General features: G+C 55.6%; 14 protein-coding genes. 4 read left to right on the forward strand and 10 right to left on the reverse strand.

The annotated features are described in order from the left end of the window. Positions 1-43: 43 nt before the first annotated feature. Entirely contained in the window at positions 44-1,375 is a 1,332-nt protein-coding gene (locus MR935_RS08130; RefSeq protein ID WP_290572612.1) for a glucose-6-phosphate isomerase, read from the reverse strand. 228 nt (positions 1,376-1,603) lie between these two features. Next, positions 1,604-2,845, reverse strand: a complete 1,242-nt coding sequence (gene glyA / locus MR935_RS08135; RefSeq protein WP_290572614.1) for a serine hydroxymethyltransferase — start codon at positions 2,843-2,845, stop codon at positions 1,604-1,606. A 380-nt stretch (positions 2,846-3,225) separates the two neighbouring features. On the opposite strand from glyA, the gene nth reads away from it, so the two are divergent. Then, positions 3,226-3,867 carry an endonuclease III gene (gene nth, locus MR935_RS08140; RefSeq protein WP_290572616.1) on the forward strand — a complete coding sequence of 214 codons (642 nt, stop codon included), beginning with the start codon at positions 3,226-3,228 and terminating at the stop codon, positions 3,865-3,867. Between the two features lie 66 nt (positions 3,868-3,933). Here the strand turns inward: nth and MR935_RS08145 are convergent, their stop codons facing one another. Together MR935_RS08145 and MR935_RS08150 are read right to left on the reverse strand one after the other, a co-directional pair. Beyond that, positions 3,934-4,761 (reverse strand): type III pantothenate kinase, encoded by an 828-nt coding sequence (locus tag MR935_RS08145; protein ID WP_290572618.1) that lies wholly within the window; start codon positions 4,759-4,761, stop codon positions 3,934-3,936. 14 nt (positions 4,762-4,775) lie between these two features. Continuing rightward, complete coding sequence (locus tag MR935_RS08150; RefSeq protein ID WP_290572620.1) at positions 4,776-5,285, reverse strand: metallophosphoesterase; 510 nt, start codon at positions 5,283-5,285, stop codon at positions 4,776-4,778. 137 nt (positions 5,286-5,422) lie between these two features. Here MR935_RS08150 and MR935_RS08155 point away from each other — a divergent pair, with 137 nt between their 5' ends. Genes MR935_RS08155 through MR935_RS08165 form a run of 3 tightly spaced genes read left to right on the forward strand, consistent with a single transcriptional unit; the run spans position 5,423 to position 6,391 of the window. Next, a complete protein-coding gene (locus tag MR935_RS08155) occupies positions 5,423-5,692 on the forward strand; it encodes a hypothetical protein (protein WP_290572622.1) in 270 nt (89 codons plus the stop codon). A 12-nt stretch (positions 5,693-5,704) separates the two neighbouring features. Next, the gene (locus MR935_RS08160) at positions 5,705-6,079 is read left to right on the forward strand and encodes a hypothetical protein (RefSeq protein WP_290572624.1); all 375 of its coding nucleotides are present in this window, start codon (positions 5,705-5,707) and stop codon (positions 6,077-6,079) included. A gap of 24 nt (positions 6,080-6,103) precedes the next feature. Then, entirely contained in the window at positions 6,104-6,391 is a 288-nt protein-coding gene (locus tag MR935_RS08165; RefSeq protein WP_290572625.1) for a hypothetical protein, read from the forward strand. 6 nt (positions 6,392-6,397) lie between these two features. Here MR935_RS08165 and MR935_RS08170 read toward each other — a convergent pair whose 3' ends face one another. The 6 genes from MR935_RS08170 to MR935_RS08195 all read right to left on the reverse strand — a co-directional run bounded on the left by MR935_RS08170 (position 6,398) and on the right by MR935_RS08195 (position 20,650). Further along, positions 6,398-6,721, reverse strand: a complete 324-nt coding sequence (locus MR935_RS08170) for a TfoX/Sxy family protein (RefSeq protein WP_290572627.1) — start codon at positions 6,719-6,721, stop codon at positions 6,398-6,400. Between the two features lie 3 nt (positions 6,722-6,724). Then, positions 6,725-7,594, reverse strand: coding sequence for a 16S rRNA (adenine(1518)-N(6)/adenine(1519)-N(6))-dimethyltransferase RsmA (rsmA, locus tag MR935_RS08175; RefSeq protein WP_290572628.1), 870 nt, complete (start codon positions 7,592-7,594; stop codon positions 6,725-6,727). A 90-nt stretch (positions 7,595-7,684) separates the two neighbouring features. Next, positions 7,685-8,212, reverse strand: coding sequence for a ribosome hibernation-promoting factor, HPF/YfiA family (gene hpf / locus MR935_RS08180; protein WP_290572629.1), 528 nt, complete (start codon positions 8,210-8,212; stop codon positions 7,685-7,687). Positions 8,213-8,705: 493 nt separating this feature from the next. Beyond that, a complete protein-coding gene (locus tag MR935_RS08185) occupies positions 8,706-12,242 on the reverse strand; it encodes a S8 family serine peptidase (protein WP_290572631.1) in 3,537 nt (1,178 codons plus the stop codon). Between the two features lie 110 nt (positions 12,243-12,352). Next, the gene (locus MR935_RS08190; protein ID WP_290572633.1) at positions 12,353-19,126 is read right to left on the reverse strand and encodes an S-layer homology domain-containing protein; all 6,774 of its coding nucleotides are present in this window, start codon (positions 19,124-19,126) and stop codon (positions 12,353-12,355) included. Positions 19,127-19,285: 159 nt separating this feature from the next. Next, on the reverse strand, positions 19,286-20,650 hold the full coding sequence (locus MR935_RS08195) for a hypothetical protein (protein WP_290572635.1): 1,365 nt from the start codon (positions 20,648-20,650) through the stop codon (positions 19,286-19,288). Positions 20,651-20,875 lie beyond the last annotated feature (225 nt).

Here is a 20,875-nt window from a genome sequence, read left to right on the forward strand (position 1 = left end):
GCCGCAAAGCGCCGAAGATGTAATTGTGCGGTGTTGCCTTAACTTACAGCCTTGCCTCCAGCTCCTTACGGCGCTCCTCATAGCCGGGCTTGCCGAGCAGGGCGAACATATTCTTCTTATACGCCTCGACCCCCGGCTGATCGAAGGGGTTGACGCCGAGCAGATACCCCGAAATGCCGCAGGCCTTCTCGAAAAAGTAGACCAGATACCCGAAGTGCCATGCATCGGCCTTGTCTATCTCGAGGATGATATTGGGCGTGCCGCCGTCCATATGGGCGATCAGCGTACCCTGATAGGCCTTGGCGTTGACAAACTGCACGCTCTTGCCCGCCAGATAGTTCAGGCCGTCAATATCCTCGGCGGTCTCCTCGATAAAGCTCTCCGAGCGCGGCTCCTTGACCCATACCACAGTCTCAAACATCGAACGGGTGCCGTCCTGAATGAACTGGCCGATCGAGTGCAGATCGGTCGAGAAGTTGGCTGAGGTGGCGAAAATACCTTTGTGATCCTTGCCCTCGGACTCGTCAAACAGCTGCTTGAACCACTCGCCCAGCATGACGAGCGCAGGCTCATAGTTAACGAGGATCTCCACGCCCTTACCCTTGCGGTACAGGATGTTGCGCAGGGCGGCATACTTGGCGCAGTCATGGCTGACGCCCTCGGCAAAGGCTTGCCGCGCCGCGGCTGCGCCCGCCATCGCCGCATCAATATCGACGCCCGCCGCCGCCATCGGCAGAAGGCCGACCGCGGTCAGCACGGAAAACCGGCCGCCCACGTCATCCGGCACGACAAAGGTCTCATACCCCTCGTCATCAGCCAGCTTTTTCAGCGCGCCGCGCGCCTGATCGGTGGTGGCGAAGATGCGCTCCTTCGCGCCCTCCTTGCCATATCTCTCCTCGATCAGCTTCTTGAAGATGCGAAACGCAATGGCGGGTTCGGTCGTCGTGCCCGATTTGGAGATGACATTGATGCAGAAATCGCGCGCACCGATGATCTTGACCACATCATTCAGATAAGCCGACGAGATGCTGCTGCCGACAAAGTAGACCTCGGGAATACCAGCGGGGCGCACACCGTTGTACATCTGCCCGTTGACAAACTCGATCGCAGCACGCGCGCCGAGATACGAGCCGCCGATGCCGATGACGACCAGCACCTCGCAGTTGTTCTGTATCTTCTTCGCTGCCGCCTTGATGCGCGCAAACTCCTCCTGGTCATAGTTTTCCGGCAGGTCAAGCCAGCCAAGGAAGTCATTGCCCGCGCCCGACCGGCTATGCAGCACGGTCTGCGCCACCTCCACCTGCGGCGCCATATTTTGCAGCTCTGCTTCGCCCACAAAGCCCTGCAAACCCGTCAGTTTCAGTTCCATTGCCATTGTTATCGTTCCGCCTTTCCCTTTTTCATACTGCTTCTATTATGCCACACCGGCGGGTGCATTTATCACCCCGCAGACACGACCTGTGCCTGTCTTTTCCACTTTTCCGTCCAGCTTTCAGCCGCAAAGAAGCTCAGGTCGCTGATATGCTCCCCACGCACCGGATAGGGCCATCTTTTATCCAAGGAGCATATCCGCTTACCTGAGCCTTAGCTTATTTTACTTGAATCAGTAGATCGGATACTGCGAGCAAATGTCGCAAACGTTGTGGCGGATCAAATCGGCCTTGCCTTCAAAATCGGTAGCAGCCTGCCAGATGAATTCAGCGATGCGCAGCATTTCAGGCTCCTTAAAGCCGCGGGAGGTGACGGCCGGCGTACCAACGCGCTGCCCCGAGGTGACAAACGGGCTGGCCGGATCGTTCGGGATCGCGTTTTTGTTGGCCGTGATGTACACCTCGTCCAGGCGGTACTGCAGTTCCTTGCCGGTCACGCCGGTCTTGCGCAGGTCGATCAGGATCAGGTGGTTGTCCGTGCCGCCGGCGACCAGATCAAAGCCCTGCTCCAGCAGCGCCCCGGCCAGCGCCTTAGCATTGTTGATCACCTGCTTCTGATAAGCCTTGAACTCGGGCCGCAGCGCTTCACTGAAGCAGACCGCCTTGGCGGCAATAACATGCATCAACGGGCCGCCCTGCGTGCCAGGAAAGATTGCCTTATTGAACTTTTGGCCCAGCTCCTCATTATTCGACAGGATGAGACCGCCGCGCGGGCCGCGCAGGGTCTTGTGCGTTGTGGTGGTGACGACATCGGCATACGGCAGCGGATTCATATGCAGCCCCGCCGCGACCAAACCGGCGATATGCGCCATATCCACAAACAGGTACGCGCCGACCTCGTGCGCGATATCGGCAAATTTTGCAAAGTCGATCGCGCGCGGATAGGCCGAAGCGCCCGCGATGATCATCTTGGGCTTCTCCTTCTTGGCCAGCGCGCGCACTGCGTCATAATCAATCAAGCCGTTCTCATCGACGCCGTAGGACACGATATGGTACAGCAGGCCGGACTGGTTGACCGGCGAGCCGTGGGTCAAGTGGCCGCCGTTGTTGAGGCTCATGCCCAGCACGGTATCGCCCGGCTGGCAGAGTGCCTGATAAACCGCCATATTGGCCTGCGCGCCCGAGTGCGGCTGTACATTGGCATACTTTGCGCCGAATATCTCACAAACACGTTTGATAGCAAGGTTTTCGACCTCGTCGACACACTCACAGCCGCCGTAGTAACGCTTGCCCGGATAACCCTCCGCATATTTGTTGGTCAGTACCGAACCCATCGCGGCCATCACAGCCTCGCTGACGATGTTTTCCGAAGCGATCAGCTCAATATTGCGCTGCTGACGATCATACTCCGCCTGCATCATGCGGCCAAGCTCAGGATCATACGCCTTTACAAAGTTCATTGCCTCGCGTACCATGTTTCAACCTCCATCTAACGTGTGATATTTACTGTGACATTATTAAACCATATTTTTCACGCGGTTTCTATTGGCAAACAGATGGATTTTGCAGCAGTTTCCCACATCTTTCATGTTGATTTTGTTTAAGACAACACCCCACCATTGCATCTTCGGCGCTTTTCGGCAATTTTGCGCCGTGATTTTGTCGCAATTACCTGCAATACATCAAATATTGCTGTACAATTGCGCCTCATCCGTACCCGGAATTTTCTCGCAAGTCGCTCTTACCGAATTATATGGTGTTGCCTTCATGCCGCCACATATTCTTCTCTTGCTTTCTCCTGCCGAATCTGCTACACTAATTTTGATAAAATACTATGCTTTTCGGGAGCGCTGACATGACAAAAAAAGAACGCGCCGCCGCCGTGACCGAGCTGCTCAAAGCCACCTATCCGGACGCGACCTGCGCACTGCACTACACACATGATTATGAGCTGCTGTTCGCCACGCGCCTGTCCGCGCAATGCACGGATGCGCGCGTCAATATCGTCACCGAAACGCTGTTCCGGCAGTTCCCTACGCTTGAGAGCTACGCCGCCGCGACCGAGGGCGAGATCGCTGAGGCGATCAAAACCTGCGGACTGTTCCGCACCAAGGCGCGCGATTTGAAAAACTGTGCGATCATGCTGCTGGCCGAGTTTGACGGCCGCGTGCCGGACAATATGGACGATCTGCTGCGGCTGCCCGGCGTTGGCCGCAAGACCGCAAACCTTGTGCTGGGCGATATTTTCGGCCAGCCTGCCGTTGTGGCGGACACGCACTGTATCCGTCTGTCCAACCGGCTTGGCTTTGTCAAAAACCAGAAGGATCCGGTCAAGGTCGAGACCGCGCTGCGCCGTCTGCTCGACCCCAAGGAATCGTCCGATTTCTGCCACCGGCTGGTGCTGCATGGACGCGAGTGCTGCACCGCACGCAGCCCCAAATGCGAAAACTGCGCGCTGGGCACGGTGTGCCCTTCCTATCCTGCTGCAAAAAAGTAACCGTCTTTGCATATAACAGCGAAAAAGCCACGCGGAACAGCGCTTCCGCATGGCTTTTCTTTTTTGTCAGTTGTCCCCCGGCACGTCGATCAGGCATATCTCGCCGTCGAGCTGGCGGTTTTCAAAGGCCTCCCGGTTTCTCTCGTAGATCAGGCGCAGGCCATCCAGCGTCAGGTTGGGCGCAACCTCGTCGATCAGCGCGCAGTATTGCGCCATCATGCGCCCCATGCCGCCCGTGGCGACCACGCGCACCTGCCCGCCCAGCTCCTGCCGGATATCAGTGATAATGCCCGCCAGCGCGCCCACATAACCGCGCACCGCGCCCGACTGCATCGACTGCACGGTCGTCTTGCCGATGGCCTTTTCCGGCCGCTCGATATCGACGCGCGGCAGCTTGGATGCCTTGTGAAAAAGCGCCTCCATCGCCACCTTGATGCCCGGAAAGATCACGCCGCCCTGATACGCGCCGTGCTCGTCGATCGCATCAAAGGTAGTCGCTGTGCCGATATCGACGACGATGAGCGGCTTGCCGTATTGCTCGACCGCGGAGACCGCGTTGACCAACCGATCCGCGCCGACCTCGCGCGGGTTGTTATAGCGGTTTTCAATGCCGATGGCCACATCGCGCCCGGCAACCAGCGGCTGCACCCGCAGATATTTGCGGATAGCGTTGATAAGCGTGTACATCACCTGCGGCACCACGGACGCGATGATGACCGCCGAGGTCTCCGCGCGGTCGATGCCGTGAAAGTGGTAATACTGCGAGATCTGCATCCCCAGCTCGTCCGAGGTTCGCTCGGCATTGGTCGAGATGCGGAACGTACCGCGCAGCGCGTCGCCCTCGTACAAGCCAAACACCATATTTGTATTGCCTACGTCTATTGTCAGCAGCATGTCTTTTCCCTTTCCTATCCGATTCTTTCCTGCCGCAGCAGTGCGCCGTCCTCACTGAGCAGCGCAAGCAGCCGCGCCTGTCCGTCCTCGATGGTCAGCCGCGCAAAGCCTGCCCGACCATCCCGCGGCAGGCTGATGCTGCCCGGATTGCAGACCAGCACACCGCCCACGCGCTCGAGCATCATACGGTGCGTATGGCCGAAAAATGCAAGGCCGCAGCCCTCCTCCCGCGCCCGCTGCGGCACGATGCCGCAGCCGAGCATCGAGACCCGGTCGCGGTGTCCGTGTGTGATGTAAACCGGTACGCCGCCCAGTCTGACGCAGGCGTACAGCGGCGTATCGGGCTGATAATCGTTATTGCCGCGCACCCGGTACACCGGCAGCTGCGGCCACGCGCGTTCCAGCTCGCGCGCGTCGTCCGTATGGTCGCCCAGATGGAGCACCGCGTCGGGCGCTTCCCGCTCGACTGCCCAAAACATGCCGGCGTTATAGCTATGCGAATCGGAAAAGACCAGTACCTTCACCCGCTTTTCCTCCCTTGAATACAGATACAGCAGTATTTTACACCGCCAAAGCGCGCTTGTAAAGCCAGCGGCTCACATTTTTCTCCTTCCCCGCATATACTGGCACTGAAGCAAGCTTAAGAAAGGGATGGGAAACGATGCCCGATCAAAATGAGATACTCCGCCGTCTGGCTGCGCAGGCCGGCAACCCGCAGGCCGCCGACCAGCTCCGCGCTGCACTGAACACCCCCGACGGCCGCAAGGCTGCACAAGTTATCTCCGCGCGGCATGCGGCCGAGCTGGAGCGCGCCGCACAGGCCGCGCAGCGCGGTGATATGACCGAAGCCGCCCGCCTTGCGCAGCAGCTGATGCACACGCAGGAGGGTGCGGCACTGGCCGCGCAGCTGAAAAAGCTGCTCGGTAAATAAGGAGGGGCGAATATGGATAACGATATGCTGTCCTCGCTGCTGAGCGACCCGGAAGCGCTGCAAAACGCAGTCAAGGCGGTTTCCGGTATGCTCGGCGGCGGGGCGCCGCCCGCCGCTTCCCCGCAGCAGCAGGATTACGACCCCTCGAGCGAGCTGATGGAGCGCGCGCTGCCCGTCATCGGTGCGGTCGTGCAGAGCGGCCAGAGCGCGGTCGGCCCGGAAAAACGCGCCCTGCTCGGGGCGCTCAAGCCCTTTGTCACCTCCGAGGTGGCCGGGCAGTTCGACCACGCCATGCGTCTTGTCAGCATGGCGCGCATGGCGCGCGCCGCGCTCGAGCAGTTCGGCCACCCCAGCAGTGCGCCGGACGAGGGCACGCAGGCGCTGTGACCTGCACAGAAAGGAGAGCACACCTTGTACAACCAATACCTTGCCGCGGCTGAGCAAGCGCCGCTACATACGCAGGCACCATGCGCGCAGCCGCCTCCGCCGCCCGATGATTGCGGTGAGTCAAAGTCCGCGCAGGCGGCGGCGGTATTCTCCGATCTGGGGCGCAGCCTGACCGACCGGCTGAAAAACGTAAAGATCGATATGGATACTCTGATCGTGCTGATTATTGTATGGTTTCTGCTCGGAGACGGCAACGAAACCGACTGGGATGAGCTAATGCTGATCGGCGCGCTGCTCCTGCTGGGGGTCTGACCTTTGTCAGACTCCCTTTTTTCTGCGGCGGCGCGGCGCGGGCAGCGCCCCGCAAGTCTGCCGCACCAGCTCGGCCAGCAGCGCGCGGTCGTCCAGCTGCTCGACATGCAGAAAGCGCGCCCCTTCGTGCGGCTCGACGATCTCTGCCTGCGGCAGCAGCGCGCGGCCGGGCGCAGTGATCTTCAGGCACAGCATATTATCCTCAATCGTGCCGAAGAACACACCGTCATGCCACAGACCGTATTCCCCGAACAGCCGCTTGCAGACGATTTCGCCCGCATCTGCGAGCTGCGCGCACACATAGCGCGCGAATGCCGGGTCTGTCGCCATCCGTCAAACCTCCTCCGGCAGCTCGGCCACCTTATCCGCCAGCGCGGCAAACTCCTGTAGGGACAAGCGCTCGCCGCGCACCCGCGCGTCCAGTCCGACCGACTCAAGCAGCGCGGCGATGCCCGCCTTGTCCAGCCGGCCGCCCAGCAGCGGCACGAGCGCGTTGACCAGCGTTTTGCGCCGCATATTGAACGCCGCGCGCACCAGCGCGAAAAACAGCTTTTCATCCCGCACCGCGACCGCAGGCTGCGCCAGCGGCGTTAGCTGCAGCACAGCCGAATCGACTTTGGGCTGCGGCACAAAGCAATTCGCGGGCACATCAAACAGGATTTCCGGCTGCGCCCAATACTGCACGTAGATAGAAAACGCCCCATATGCCGCCGTGCCCGGCTGGGCGCAGATGCGCTGTGCGACCTCTCGCTGCACCATGACAGTGATCGTTTCAAACGCGCGGCTTTCCAGCAGCGCGGTGATCGCGGGCGTAGTGATATAATACGGCAAGTTGGCGCAGGCGACAGCCCCTTGCACCCCGAATTTCTCCCGGCAGAGCGCGGCCAGATCGAGCGCGAGCACATCACCCTGCACGACCTCACAATTGTCAAACCCTGCGAGCGTTTCCGCCAGCACGGGCAGCAGCGCACGATCCAGCTCGACCGCGATGACTTTATTCGCCCGGCGGCACAGCTCGGCTGTCAGGCAGCCCATGCCGGGGCCGATCTCGACCACGTTACCCACCCTGTCCGCGCCGCTGTACGCGGCGATGCGCTGCGGCACGCTGGCATCAGTCAGAAAATTTTGCCCGAGCGATTTGGAAAAACGAAAGCCATGCCGTCCCAAAACCGCACGAATCACATCAATATCGCATAGATTCATAAAAACCCCTTAAAAAGAGCCGGCAGACCATGCCTGCCGGCTCATATTTTCCGTTATCGACGCCCATAGCCTGTCCCCTAGGGGAGCGAATCAGTCCTCGTCCTCGATCAGGCCGTAACCGCCCTCCGCGCGCTTGTACACAACGGCGTGGATATTGCCGTTATCCGCGTTGCGGAAGAAATAGAACTGGTGATCGAGCAGGTTCATCTGAAGGATTGCCTCATCCACACTCATAGGCTTGACCTCAAAGCGCTTACGGCGGATCACTTCAAAGGCTTCCTCAGCGAGTGCGGCCTGCTGCTCCGCCAGCTTGTCGAACGCGCCTTCACGTAGGCGCTTTTCCAGTCTTGTCTTGTGCTTGCGGATCTGGCGCTCGATGCTGCTGATTGCACCGTCGACCGAGGCGAACATATCGGTAGTGGTCTCCTCCGCGCGCACGACCAACCCGGCCTGACGCACCGTGATCTCTACCGTCTGCTTGCCGCGCAGCTCACTGAATGTCAGCGTGGCGTCGGAATCCTGATGGAAGTACCGATCCAGCTTTTCAACCTTTCTCAGTGCGTATTCACGCAGGTCATCAGCGATCTTGGTTTTTCTCTCGACGATGGTGAACTTCATAACATCATCTCCTATCGGGCGCACAGCCCAAGATACTATTGAGGATTTTGCTATATATAGTATAGCACGTCTCCGGTGAAAATGTCCAATCATTTTTGAAGAATTTACAATTTCATAATTCGTAATATTTAATACAGCCAGCGCGTATCGGGCCATTGCTGCAGCGGTACATAGCTGTCTTCCAAGTGCAGGCTTTTGTCCGTTTTTAACCGTTTCTCTTGCACTTATGATACGGCATATTGCCTTCAAGGTTCCGCGGGCCGAAGGCTTTTCAATGCTACTTCAGAGGCTGTTTTTCACGCTTTGCATGTGGATACTGATTGAGAAAATCCCAGTATTGACAGCACCCCTTGCATATCGGGACTCTGCTTTTATGCCGGCCAATAAAAAGCGAGCCGCGGTAAAGCGGCTCGCCAAAATATAGGATATACGATGCCCAGACAATCCAGAACAAGTTTTGCCCTCACCTCGAGGCGCATTGGATAATAGCGCCTTAAGTGTACGCAGTATTTTGCACGCTTTGCACAAACCGCATCAGCATAGCCGCCAGCTGCGCGCGTGTGATTTCACCCTGCGGATCAAGACGCCCTTCGCCATCTCCTGTCAAAATACCCTGCTGTATTGCCCAACCGATCGCCGTTACAGCATAGTCGCTGCATTGTTCTGCGTCCGTAAAGCCATCCAGTGTGCCGTTAACGACCGGCGAATCCGCATATCTCCACAGCATAGCCGCCGCCTGCTCACGGGTCAATCGGCCGCCCGGATTGCTGCCGTCACTCACGCCCGCATCCATCGCCCATTTCATGCCTGCCTCATACCATACCGCACCGCCCGCGGTGTTCACACCATCCAATCGGGCCAGTCCAGTCATCAGCATTCCGCGGGTGAGAGAGCCTTCGGGCTCAAAGTGCGCCTGCCCCGTGCCACGCAGCAGCCCACGTGCCGAGACAAACGATACTGCCTCCGCATACCACGCTGACCCTGACACATCGTTAAAATCCAGACCTGCATCTATGATTTCATATGTGCCTGCCTGACTCGCCGTAAATGTTACCCCGTCCGGCTGGATGATTACCCACGGCAGCACATGGCGCTCGCCGTTGTCATCCGTGCAGATCAGCACCTGACCGGATATATTGGCAGCACTGTCCCAATCTGGCAGTAAACGGTTCACATCAAAACCCTTGGACAGCGTCCCCGCAGGCACTACTACATGCAGCGCCTCCGTCTGCAGCTCGATAGCGGCCCTGCTATTGTAATCGACCAGCACTACCGACTGCTCGGCTGTGATTCGCTGCTCCACACGTGTGAATTGAATTGTGCCGTCGATTTCCATTATCTTATTGGCACTGTCCTGCATTGGTGCTTCGGCTGCCTGACTGCCGCCGCCAGCAGCTCCACCGCCGCCAGCAGACCCGCCGCCGCCAGACCCACCGCCACCGCCAGCAGACCCGCCGCCGGTGTTAGTGCTCCAATGGGCATAAACCGTCAAGGAAGCATGTACAGGGGTTTGCTCGGTAAACCGCGTACCACCATTCTGCTCGGTATACCAGCCATCAAACGTATAGCCTTGACGACTGGGCGGCGTAGGCAGCGAAATCACAGTTCCCTCGCGTACTGCGTCAGCACGACTATATATCTTATCTTCGCTCTGGAAGGTGATGGTATAACGCGGTATGCCGCTCTTTATTTCCAGCATAACCTTCAAGGGCTCTTCCGTCCCAAAGAAAATATATACCATATAAAAGCCATCCGACAATGAGGTAAGCGCTCCGCCATCCACTATCAGTGCAGACGTACCATTCGTGCTGATTTCGCCAAGCCTGTACTGTGTCTCTTCTAACGATACACTGTCAACCACTACGCCAGTGATCGGATTGCCAAACAGCATGAGCGGAATCTCGACCTGCAGCATTGTATCGCGATCAAAGGAAACGACGCTTTGCACCACAGTCGGTTGGCTTGGAGGGATAGCATCTACCGTGAGCGTGACCGTGACGTCACCCGCCACTCGTCCGTTGCTTGCGCCCTGCACATGTAACCGAACGCTCTTACCTGCATCTGCGCCAGCCGGCATATAGGTCAGCTTTGATCCCTCAACCGTCAGTGTCCCTTCCCCTTCTTCAACCGATGCAATACAGGTGAAATCACCCGGCAAATTCGCTTCTGTGCCATACTGGAACCACGCTGCGGCATCCGCTATATAAGGTACAGCAGCCGTTAGCGTATCCAGCGAGGCAGGGCGCGCTATACCCGTCTGAGCTTGTTGTCCCTCAGCCACATGCAGCTGCTCGAGCCGTATGCGAAGTGTGTAAGTAACTGGTGTACTGGAAGCGCCCGTAACGGTAAAGCTCCAATGATTGCCGCCGTCGGTCGTTTGCGGTGAGCTGACCTGGCTGTCCGGTTTGCTCGGCCGAACCGTAATTTCCGCACCTGTGAATGCCGTCAGAGCGGTGCCAAAAGGCAGATAGACCTCATACGTCTTGCCATCCTCCTGCAATGTGGCAGGTATGCCATTGACGCTGACCGTGTCCACCGCTGCCCCCTCGTCTCTCTGCCAGATGGCATAGAGTGTCACATCGCCTAAGGAACCTGCCGGAATCGTTGTAACCGGGCTGCCGCCGGCTTCCTTATCACGATACCACCCTGTAAACATCCAGCCAGGGCGAACAGGCGTGGGCAGGGGGAGCGTGCTGTCCGTCACACGATAAGCAGCTACTGCATCCGTTGCGAACATGCCGTCATCCAGCTCATAATTGATAGCAAACTCACGCTGCAGCTCGTCAACAAATGCCGTAACATTGACAATGCCGTAGCCATATTCCGTGTCGTAGCCAGATGCGCCCGCATCATCGACAGTGCTTTCCAGCAAGTAGCGGATGCCCTGCTCGGTGATATCGCTATCATAGCCCAATGCAAGCGCAATCATGCCAGACACCACAGGCGCGGCAAACGACGTGCCCATGTTGCTTTTCGAGGTTAAGTCGAGCTTATAGCCATCCGTCGCAATGTTATCCAGGCCGGGCACGCCACCTCCGGGCGCCGTAACATCAACTGTGCTGTTACGTTGAGAGAAGGTTGATACCCTCATGTCCTTATCAACCGAGCCAACACCAATTACGCCCGGATAAGCCGCCGGGTATTGCAGCACCGATGAACCGTTGTTTCCCGCCGCAGCGACGACAATGACTCCCTGTTTCTGTGCCCACTCCACAGCTGTGCGCAGCGTGTTGGACTGATTCACCGTGCCAAGGCTCATATTGATAATATCACATCCGTCTTCCACGGCGCGATATAGCGCATTGACCACTGTATCCATTGTGGTCGTCCTACCTGAAAATACGCGGTAGGCCATTACCGTGGTGTTGGGTGCAATGCCTGCAAGTCCCACACCATTATCTGTCTGCGCCGCAATGATGCCGGCCACGAATGTACCATGCCCAAAATTATCCTTATCATATGGCAAGCCATCTTCATGAAAGTTCAAGCCGTTGATACGATTCGCATCCAAGTCCTCATGGCTGCGATTAATGCCCGAATCAATGATGCCAATCGTGACACCTTCGCCCATCAGGCCGCGCTCATGCGCAGTCATCGCCCCAATGTTTTGCAATCCCCACTGATGGCTGAGATAGTACGGGTCATTCGGTGTGTAGGTTGGTGTGTCTGTAGTAAACAACTCCACATAGTAATTCGGCTCAATGTACTCAATATATTCTTCTTCAATGTGCTGTGCCTGCTCCAAACTATCCACTACCAGCAGGTTTTCTGATCCTATACGGTCCACGTCCGCATAAAAGGACTGTATAACCGGTATGTCATCACGCAGCTTAACAATATACCCGTCATGCGTATCATCATCCTCCGGCACGATAGCTAGGCGGGCATCAGTCGAAGCGATCGTTTCGTCCGCCGTCCCAGCAGGCACAGCAGACTCATCCTCCATCCTCATAGCCGGAACAGCTTCTGCCGCAGCAGCCGCAGCAGGAAGTGTACCCAGCTCTGCCAAAAGTGCAATACACAGCAACACCGATAATAACCGCTTGATAAGCTCACATCCTCTCTCATTTTATAGAAGCGAAAAATAGGCGACTGCAGGCAGGATACCCTGCCTGCAGCAGCCAAAAATGTCCTAATTTTTTATGATGCAATGGCCATACCGGCCAGATCGCCTTGTCCCCGGCCGACATCCAGCAGCTCATGCAGCATACCCTCAACTACACCTATGAGTTTGTTGACAGCCTGCATGTGATTATCATCCGACTGCTCACGAAGCGTATAATCAATCAGACGGATGAGGACTGCGGCGCCCTGCACGCGCGTTGCTATACCGTGGGGATCAAGCGTGCCATCCGGCTTACCATTCATCATGCCGCCAGCAACCATCCATTCTACTTGTACATGCGCCCAGTCGGATACGCGCCACTCATCTGTGAAGCCTGTGAGGTCAGCCCTACCCCGCATATTATAGCCGGAGAACTGGGCATACCGATATAGAATAGCCGCCATCTGCTCACGGGTAATAGCTGCCTCCGGGTCAAAGCGGCCATTACCCACACCCTCTACAATATTGTTTTGGCGAGCCCATTCCACATAGGGCGCAAACCAATCTGCAGCGCTCACATCTTGGAAGCTCTGCGTGTTGTACTGCGCGGGGATCACACCGTGCAGCCTGCCTAACATGGTAACAAACATGCCGCGTGTTATCACCGCATCGGGCAAGGCTAGATTCTGATCCGTGCCCTGCAGCAGATCACGTGCAGTAGCTGCATACAAGATATCCTCTCCCCAGTGTCCCTGTATATCGCGCAGTATGCTTGACCTGTGCACCAGTTCATACTTGCCTACCCGGTCAGCCATGTAGAAAATACGACCATCTATCAGCATGCTCCATGGTTGAATAGCGCTTTGACCATCCTGCGTGGTGTATTGTATCACATGCGCCGTTTGCGGTGTAAGCAATGTATCCGGCATGGAAACGATCATATCCTCAATCGAATCACCTTGACGCAGCGTTCCCATCGGAATAATAACGACGCAGTGCTCACGCTTGATTACAACCGGTTCCTTCTGGTTGCGATCAATGAGCGATTGTTCATCGCAATCTGTAGGCTGCCTCGTATTGTTTCCGGTGGATGAACCGCCAATGGCAGTAGAGAACAGTTCGGTATGCAAGTTGTCCTGCTGCTGTTTATCACGCACGACCAACTGATACCAACCATAATCACATTCGGTAAAGACATATTCGCTCCCGCCCTGGTCTTTCCAAGCAAGCGCATCATCCGCGTTAATAGCGGACTGAATACCAGCGGTGTCAAGTGAATCATTACCATGCAAGCGCGGTATGAGGCAGAACTCGTACTGTCCGCTACCGCCCGCAGCGCGCACTGTAATGTCATATGTTCCTTTGTCTACCTTGCGCTCTGCCACAGCAGTGAAAGAAACCGTATCGTCTTGCACCGTCAAGTTATGGGCGAGATCGTACCCTGTGCGCGCCGTGGAATCCTGTGCATCACGCACATAAACGGTATAAGTACCTGCGGCCAATCCGCTGAAAACAGCTTCATTCTGCCATTTTAGCGGCGTTGTTGTCTGCTCACCCGTCAGCGCGGCAGCCTTAGCAATCGCAAACTCATAGACGTTGGCGTACTGGTTTTGCTGCGGATCAGATAGCTCCTCATCGTAATTTCCGCCACGCAGCTTGTCTGGGTCAATGCGGATACTGCCGCCATTCCGCTTGCCGCTGTATGTGCTCTCAACCGTTACCCATGTATCATCCAGCGGACAAACCGGCATATTAACAGGCAGCACACTATTATGCCGGTTTCCTGCCTCATCAGTCGCAACTATGCTGTACATGCCACCATATGCGATGGGCAGTATGCCGCTTACGCCTCTGGGCGCATCGGCCGCTAGCACCGACGGCTGATGTGTAAACACGCTAAAACCATTAATAGTTACAGCGGAAATACCAGAAATGCTGTTTTTGCCGCGCAAAACAATAAAGCGCAGGGCATTTTCCCCATCCAGCCCATCGGGCAGATATTCCAGTTGGAGTGTGGGCAGCTCATCATTGAAGCATTCCATCTTGAATACATAATTGCTTTCCATTTCGGCTTTCTTAGCATTAGCACGATAAATACCGTTTTTATCCGCCTGATATGCACCCCCATGCATCGGAATCTCTAACCATCGCCCCGTATTCTGCTGGCGGCTGCTGCTGTTAGGCACGGCAGTATCAGCGGCAGCTGGCGTTTTGGTAACTTCCGGCTCACCCACCACGTTGCCCACTCCGTCTGTGGTGGTTACGGTACGAATGAGGAACCAGCCATCCTCCTCTTCGTCTAGGCGATATTCCGTATGAATGTTGGTCGTATCAATGCTATAGTACCAGACGCTCACCTCCGCATCCGAATCGGTATTCACCTGAATCAGCGCATGCTGGCCAGCTGCCAGCTGTGGATTGGAATCGACATTCTCCAACGGCCGGCCGTCAGCATCGACGTAAATCACGGAAACGTCTATCGGCAACGAAGGCTCTTCTGTGGCAGCCGATGTACTGAACCAGTCTACTGTGACGGTTCGGGTCGTGACATTGCCCGCCGTGTCAGCCGCACGGATGGTCAGAATTCCATTTTGTCTGATCGACACTTCCATCTCATAGAAGCCTGCATTGTGCATAGTCTCACTTTTAATAACCGCCCCGGTTTCTCCTGGTGAAAGCGTGGGTTTGGTTAATTCGCCTTCATCCAGCACATAAACTGTCAGCGGATAGACCGCATCTGCCAGCTGTGCAGGGTCAAGCGTGCCAGCTTTAGGCAGCGACTGTCCAAAGTAAATCTGCGGTGCATCCCCGCTCAAATCGGGCAAAATATCCTGACCGTTTGAGAAGGTTTCCACAACGCGGTCAAACGAGACATTATCTGAAGCAGCGATCACTGTCACGGTGTGTGCTTCATTGAGTGGGTTTTCTCCCAGTTCAATAGTAGCAAAGCCATCCGCTCCATTGCCGCCGTTTGCCGTATAGGTGCGCGAAACAAAGCCGGGGAAATCGCTGACAACGCGCACCGTGCCGCTGAAATACAGCTTTAGCGTTTCAGCCAAGGTCTGGAATGAGAAGGACGCACCCTCTACATTTGCATGCGCCAGGTCAAACTGATATGGCGCACCTGCACTTTGCTGATTAGTCCCCCATTGCATGACTTTTTGCTGAAATTTCCATGCAGCAGACGAGGCTTCATTCGGATCAAATTTTTTACCCGACGCATCATACCAGGTGAAAATACCATTATCCGAAAAGATATTAATACCCTCACCCGGCTCTGTAACGGTAAAGGCAATGTCCGTCCAGCTATTAGTCGTTACATCAGACACGCGGATGATGCCGCTGCCCATTGCCTCAGGGCTGAGCGTGAGATAGCCATTGGCGCCGGTTTGATCAGCGCCCATGCTGTAATAGAGTGTGCCCATGGAAGACGCATGTGCTGCTTGCGCCGGGCCTACTATCTCATTTACAGTGATTACCGGCTGATTCGGCCCTGCGGTAGTTACCGGCAGGCTCAAGCGCATCGTGCTTCCCAACGGCAGCGTGATCTTCGCCGGCGCAGCGAAAAGACTAACAGGCTCAAGCGTATAGAACGCGCTGTTATTCGAACTGGTATACTCGTTCTCAAAGGAGGATGTCTGCACGCCGGCGGCAGATAGGGTGGCAGTATCCGCATTGGCATCGAACACCGTGACCCGTAGGTTGACGCTGCCGTTAGCGCCAGCCGTGTTATATACGCTGCGCGGTATCAGCATAGTGCCGGTAACTGTACGCATGTGACCAGCCTTCAGATCCTTACCGTCTGCACCTTGCAGTTGTAAAATTCCCAGCGCCATATCGCTCGAAGCATCCATGAGGCTGAGCAACTGCTGGTTGGAAATCTCAAACCGACCGGAGGAAATATCTATCGGCTCATAGATAGCCTGACCCGCAATCATACCATCCCGTCCATCAGACATGCCGGTCTGGCGAGAGAACTGCACATAGGGCGCACTTGCGGCCACACTGCCACGGTTGCTGACTTGCATACTGACTGCAACCCGCACATTGTCTCCTTCCACACCGACCGTCTGGAAATCCAGATCGTCTACTGCCAGCTCCGGACGCGAAGGAATGATCCTCACAGTGCCACCCGGCGCCGTAAGTGAGCTGTATTGCAGCGCATCTTGCACACCTGCGGGATTCTCGTCGCTCCAAGCAGTTTCAGATACGGTAAAGTAAATTGCACGCTCGGCAAGCTTGTCCGGCAGCGGGCTGGTGTACAGCTCGGGGGTAATTTCCACACTTTGCCCAACAGCGATATTTTCTTCAACGATCCACTGGGCAAGCCTCTGCCCAGCGCCGCGCACACCGCTGACCGGCTGGCCGGAGATCCATAACTCAATCGTGATGGGGGCATCCTCAGAGCCGCGCAGCGCCACATCACCTGTGTTTTTGAAGGAAATCGTAGGCAAGAGCTGTGTACCCGGCGTAAAATCAGGGTCGGCAAAGGTAATCAATCCCTCGCCCACGTTTTTTTCGCCTACGCCAAACGACAACGCATAGTAGCCGGTATTGCTAACCAATTTTCCCTTGTCGTCATACTTAGGCAATACCACCTGATCCCCGTCGTCCTCACCCAAAAACTCTTGCTCCGTTAGCGCCGTCTGCGTGCCTTGGGCCAGTATAAGCAGCGTTGAGCGATCGGCAGTGACAGGCGGGGCGCCCTGTCCATCCTCCGGCGGCGCAGACTGCACCGGTTGACCCTTGGTGAGACCCACCGCTACCTCCAAATCGGAGAACACGAAAGTGGACATGCTGCCGCCGGCATAACCTGCAAGCTTGCCATGAAAAGCCTGCTCGGTCTCCTCCGCGCTCCAGCCGCCGGCAATGGCATCCTCATATACCTGCATATGATTCATCGCCAGCATACGCCCCTCGCCAAAAGACGCGGTATTGGGATCATATTTGCTGACATAAATCGCGTTATTGGTCGTATTGGGTACGGTGTCGGTATATACGGCCGCGATGTTGCCATCACCATCCGCACCGATGGCCATACCGCTGCGGGTACGATCTTCCATCGTAGGCCGGAAGAAGGGGATCACTGCGCCTGTACCGCTTTCCGTAATACTCTCCAGGCTATCCTGTGGCACCACATAAGTCGCGCCGCTCATTTCAAAGAGCAAGAACACGCTGCTGTCAGCAGACAACGGAGTAAGCGCAAGGCTCTCACCGAAATTCTCCTCCGTGCCACTCAAGGCGCCCAGCTTGCCGGTGAGGAAGCGCACCTTGCCAAAATAAGGATCCTCAACAGCCTCAACCAGCTGGGCTCCATTGCCATTGTCAGCATACACGCCATCCTGCGTAGCGCCGGAACCTCCGGACAGCGTGCTCAGTCCGCTGGTAAGCGTACCTCCCATGCCCATATCGTTAATATCCACCAACTGACGCAGCATCTTTGCAGTATCCAATGTGACTTTTCCAGTCGCAGTATCTACCTCCCCCTTTTGCAGATACAGCTTATGCACATTCCTGTCGCCATAGCGATTCGCGTCAACCGCCATTTCGCTCTGCGTAGCAGTATAGGCCAAGTAAAAGGTGTTGTCACTATTGCTCACCATGTCGACACTGGTCAGACGCATACCGGCCTTATCCCAGTCCTCCGGCGTAAAGCCGGTGGTCACCACCGAAGTCGTCCCATCAGCCTGCGTCATCTGATAGGCGAACCAGAGCTCGGTATTTTTCCCATACACATCGTTCATCGAGGTTTCAAATGCATAGCGGAAAGCTGCCGTAGGATCACCCTGACCCGTGCTCACACCGTCGCTATCGGTGCTGTAACTGCCGCGGCTGGCCTCATAATACTCCTTTGCCTTTTGCTGTGCCGCAGTTTTTTCTTCCTCGCTATAGTGATTGGTACGAGCATAGAAAGCCAATCTGCCATCCTGACTGACAGCCGGCAGGAATTGATAACCTTGCGTATCCTTCGATAGCGTGTATTGGTCGGTCACGCTGCTCTTCCCACCGTTGACCGCAAACGAGGCGTATTTCAGCTCCGTATTATGCGCCGACTTGGCTAATAATTGCTGCAGATCATCCGTTGCCTTGCTGCGGCTGCTGAAATAGGCATGCCATGCATCATAGGCAGCTTTCTTCTTCTCATACTCAGCCTCATCAGCTGTGCTTTGCTCCTGCGGCGACCGATCAAGCTGCAATGCCATATCCGATGACAGCGTGATATCAGTATCTGCCGTGATATTGTACTCTGACGATCTTGTATCATCTGCCTGCACACCGGGTGTGGCAGCCTGCTGTGCATCGGTGTCACCCGCTGGCAAATCAGTTGACTCGGGTTTTACAGGTATGAAACGTGTGTCTGTGTAGTTGTCCGCGTTCATCGAAACCCACTGGCCAGTCCCATCCTGATACTGCGGACGAGCAATGCTTGCCTCTGGCATAGCAACGCTGGATACTGAGCCGTCGCTCTCTGTTGGGCTCTTATAGCTGACCCAGACAACGTGGATGCGGTCACCCTGCACCTCTGCCCTGAAGTCCAAGTCACCCGTCTTGTCATCGTCAATAGGCAGGTAGTTCTGGTTGAGCTCAGTACTGCCGGTCACTGGATGTGCCAAACCGACCGACTCACCGGTGCTCTGCACCTTGGATAGCACCAACATGCTCGAATCCACTGCATGCTTCGCATCTTCGCGGCTAACGGTATAAAGCAGATAATTTTCATTGCCCACAGTGAGTAGCTGGTGCTTCGTACCCGAAGACAAATTGGATGCCAATCGGAACGCATTCCCTGAGGACGAATAGCCTGAAATCTGGAACTCGTTGGTGGGCAGATCCTGCGGGTTAAACGCCAGCGCATCAATCTGATCCATCACCATCTCCGCGTCATCCGGGCCGAACATCTGCTGCGCAGTAAAGGTATTAGAAGGCAATGTGATTTTAACACCGGGGAAGCCATCACTATCGTCAATATCCTGAAGATCGTAGGTTTCCAGCGTGTAAGAATCGTTCAGTGCATACCATGCAAAGCGTCAGCCGTTATCGTGGAAGCCGTCCGACGGGTTGCCCACCTTTTTTCTATCATAGTCAATGCCAAACTGGATGGCTCTCAGCTCGAAGTTGAATAGCAGGAACACAACACGCACACCAAACCCTGCGCGGAAGCCCATGCTATCAAAGGTGAACTGTTTTTCGGTGGAGTCCGCCATCGCTGAGATCGTATCATCCAATGCAACAATGTCAGCAGACGCCCCCAGCAGCGATGTCGTAGCAGCATCGCCCGTTGTCTGCGCTTCCGGTTTCGGTGAGATCGACATGGTCATGGTCAGATGCGCCTTGAAAAAGATCTCCGCTTTGAGACAGTCCACACCAATGCCCGCGCCTACTTCCATAAAGAGGAACGGCGTAATTACCAAAGTGTCAAAAGTCGTATCGCTGCGTACTGAGGAAATGGGCACTGCGCGGTCAAAGCTTGCGGTTTCATCCAGTACAGTGATACGTACCTCCAGCGCGGCGCTCCCATCCACCTTTTCATCAAACATCACCAGTACTGGTGCAGAGCCATCCGAAGCGACATACCCCAGGTTTTTCCATATGTCGTTCTGCTTCATCTCAACTTTGAACTTACCAGTAAAATACAGGTTGAGGGCATCGGAGGGGCTGGTGATCGTAAATGCATCACCCTTTATTCCGGTAAGCACCTTACGCCCAGAAGCCCCCTGATCGTTTGTTACTTTCCAATCCGAATTACTTCCCGTATGCAGATTGACAGCGTTATGCGCAAGACGACCGCTCTGGTATTCGGCGCTGCTCGCGCTCCCTTGTCCGACCGGCGCTTTATCCGGATCAAAAGCACTCGCAGTATCTTCCACAACTTCACGCTTATTTGAAATACTGCCTGCCGTTTTAAGGTTGCCTCCGATCGTAAAATACGCATGAATAATCGGGCACACAGTCAGGCGGTATGTCATGGAAAACTCAAAACCGAACTGCATCAGAATCAGTGCGGAGCTGAAATAGTAGGTATTATCCACCGGGCTGTATTTGAACATGACCGTCACATTAAAAGCTATTGCGAATTGCATTTTTTTGCTGGTAACGACACTATCGCCGTCAGCCGCTGCCTGTTGTGCGCGTACTGCATTCTCCCATATCTCAGAGTCGATGATCTTGTTCGGGTCCGTAAAGGCCTCTTTTATCCCATTCATGATACCCGCATTTGCGTCAATCACATCCACGTTGCTCCACGAGCTATGCGTCGACGAAGTGTGGGACTGCTCGGACTTTTTCTTAACAAATACCGGCGCGCCAATCGAAAAGCCAACCTCACTGCCGCCCATAATCAGCGTTACATAATCACTGATTGATAGGCGCAGGGATGGCAGATCGACGCCCATATTCAAATTGATGTTGTATAAATAAAGTTGACAGCTTATTCTCAAAGAATTCATGTATAGTAAAGAGAATAGGGAGGAACTCTCAATGTCACGTACCCAACGTAAATATGACCATGAATATAAGGTGCAGGCTGTCAAACTTGCCAGAGAAATCGGCGGTGCTAAGGCAGCCAAAGAATTAGGTATTCCAGAAGGAACCATCCATACATGGCTGAAAGCAGTTAG

This window comes from Agathobaculum sp. (assembly GCF_022775115.1).
Taxonomy (GTDB): Bacteria; Bacillota; Clostridia; order Oscillospirales; family Butyricicoccaceae; genus Agathobaculum.

Coding starts and splice junctions, on each gene's coding strand:
- MR935_RS08195 (WP_290572635.1), bottom strand. CDS start 20,650: ATGGGCGTCGATCTGCCATCCCTGCGCCTATCAATCAGTGATTATGTA.
- MR935_RS08145 (WP_290572618.1), bottom strand. CDS start 4,761: ATGCTGCTGACAATAGACGTAGGCAATACAAATATGGTGTTTGGCTTG.
- MR935_RS08130 (WP_290572612.1), bottom strand. CDS start 1,375: ATGGCAATGGAACTGAAACTGACGGGTTTGCAGGGCTTTGTGGGCGAA.
- hpf (WP_290572629.1), bottom strand. CDS start 8,212: ATGAAGTTCACCATCGTCGAGAGAAAAACCAAGATCGCTGATGACCTG.
- nth (WP_290572616.1), top strand. CDS start 3,226: ATGACAAAAAAAGAACGCGCCGCCGCCGTGACCGAGCTGCTCAAAGCC.
- glyA (WP_290572614.1), bottom strand. CDS start 2,845: ATGGTACGCGAGGCAATGAACTTTGTAAAGGCGTATGATCCTGAGCTT.
- MR935_RS08170 (WP_290572627.1), bottom strand. CDS start 6,721: ATGGCGACAGACCCGGCATTCGCGCGCTATGTGTGCGCGCAGCTCGCA.
- MR935_RS08155 (WP_290572622.1), top strand. CDS start 5,423: ATGCCCGATCAAAATGAGATACTCCGCCGTCTGGCTGCGCAGGCCGGC.
- rsmA (WP_290572628.1), bottom strand. CDS start 7,594: ATGAATCTATGCGATATTGATGTGATTCGTGCGGTTTTGGGACGGCAT.
- MR935_RS08190 (WP_290572633.1), bottom strand. CDS start 19,126: ATGGATCAGATTGATGCGCTGGCGTTTAACCCGCAGGATCTGCCCACC.
- MR935_RS08160 (WP_290572624.1), top strand. CDS start 5,705: ATGGATAACGATATGCTGTCCTCGCTGCTGAGCGACCCGGAAGCGCTG.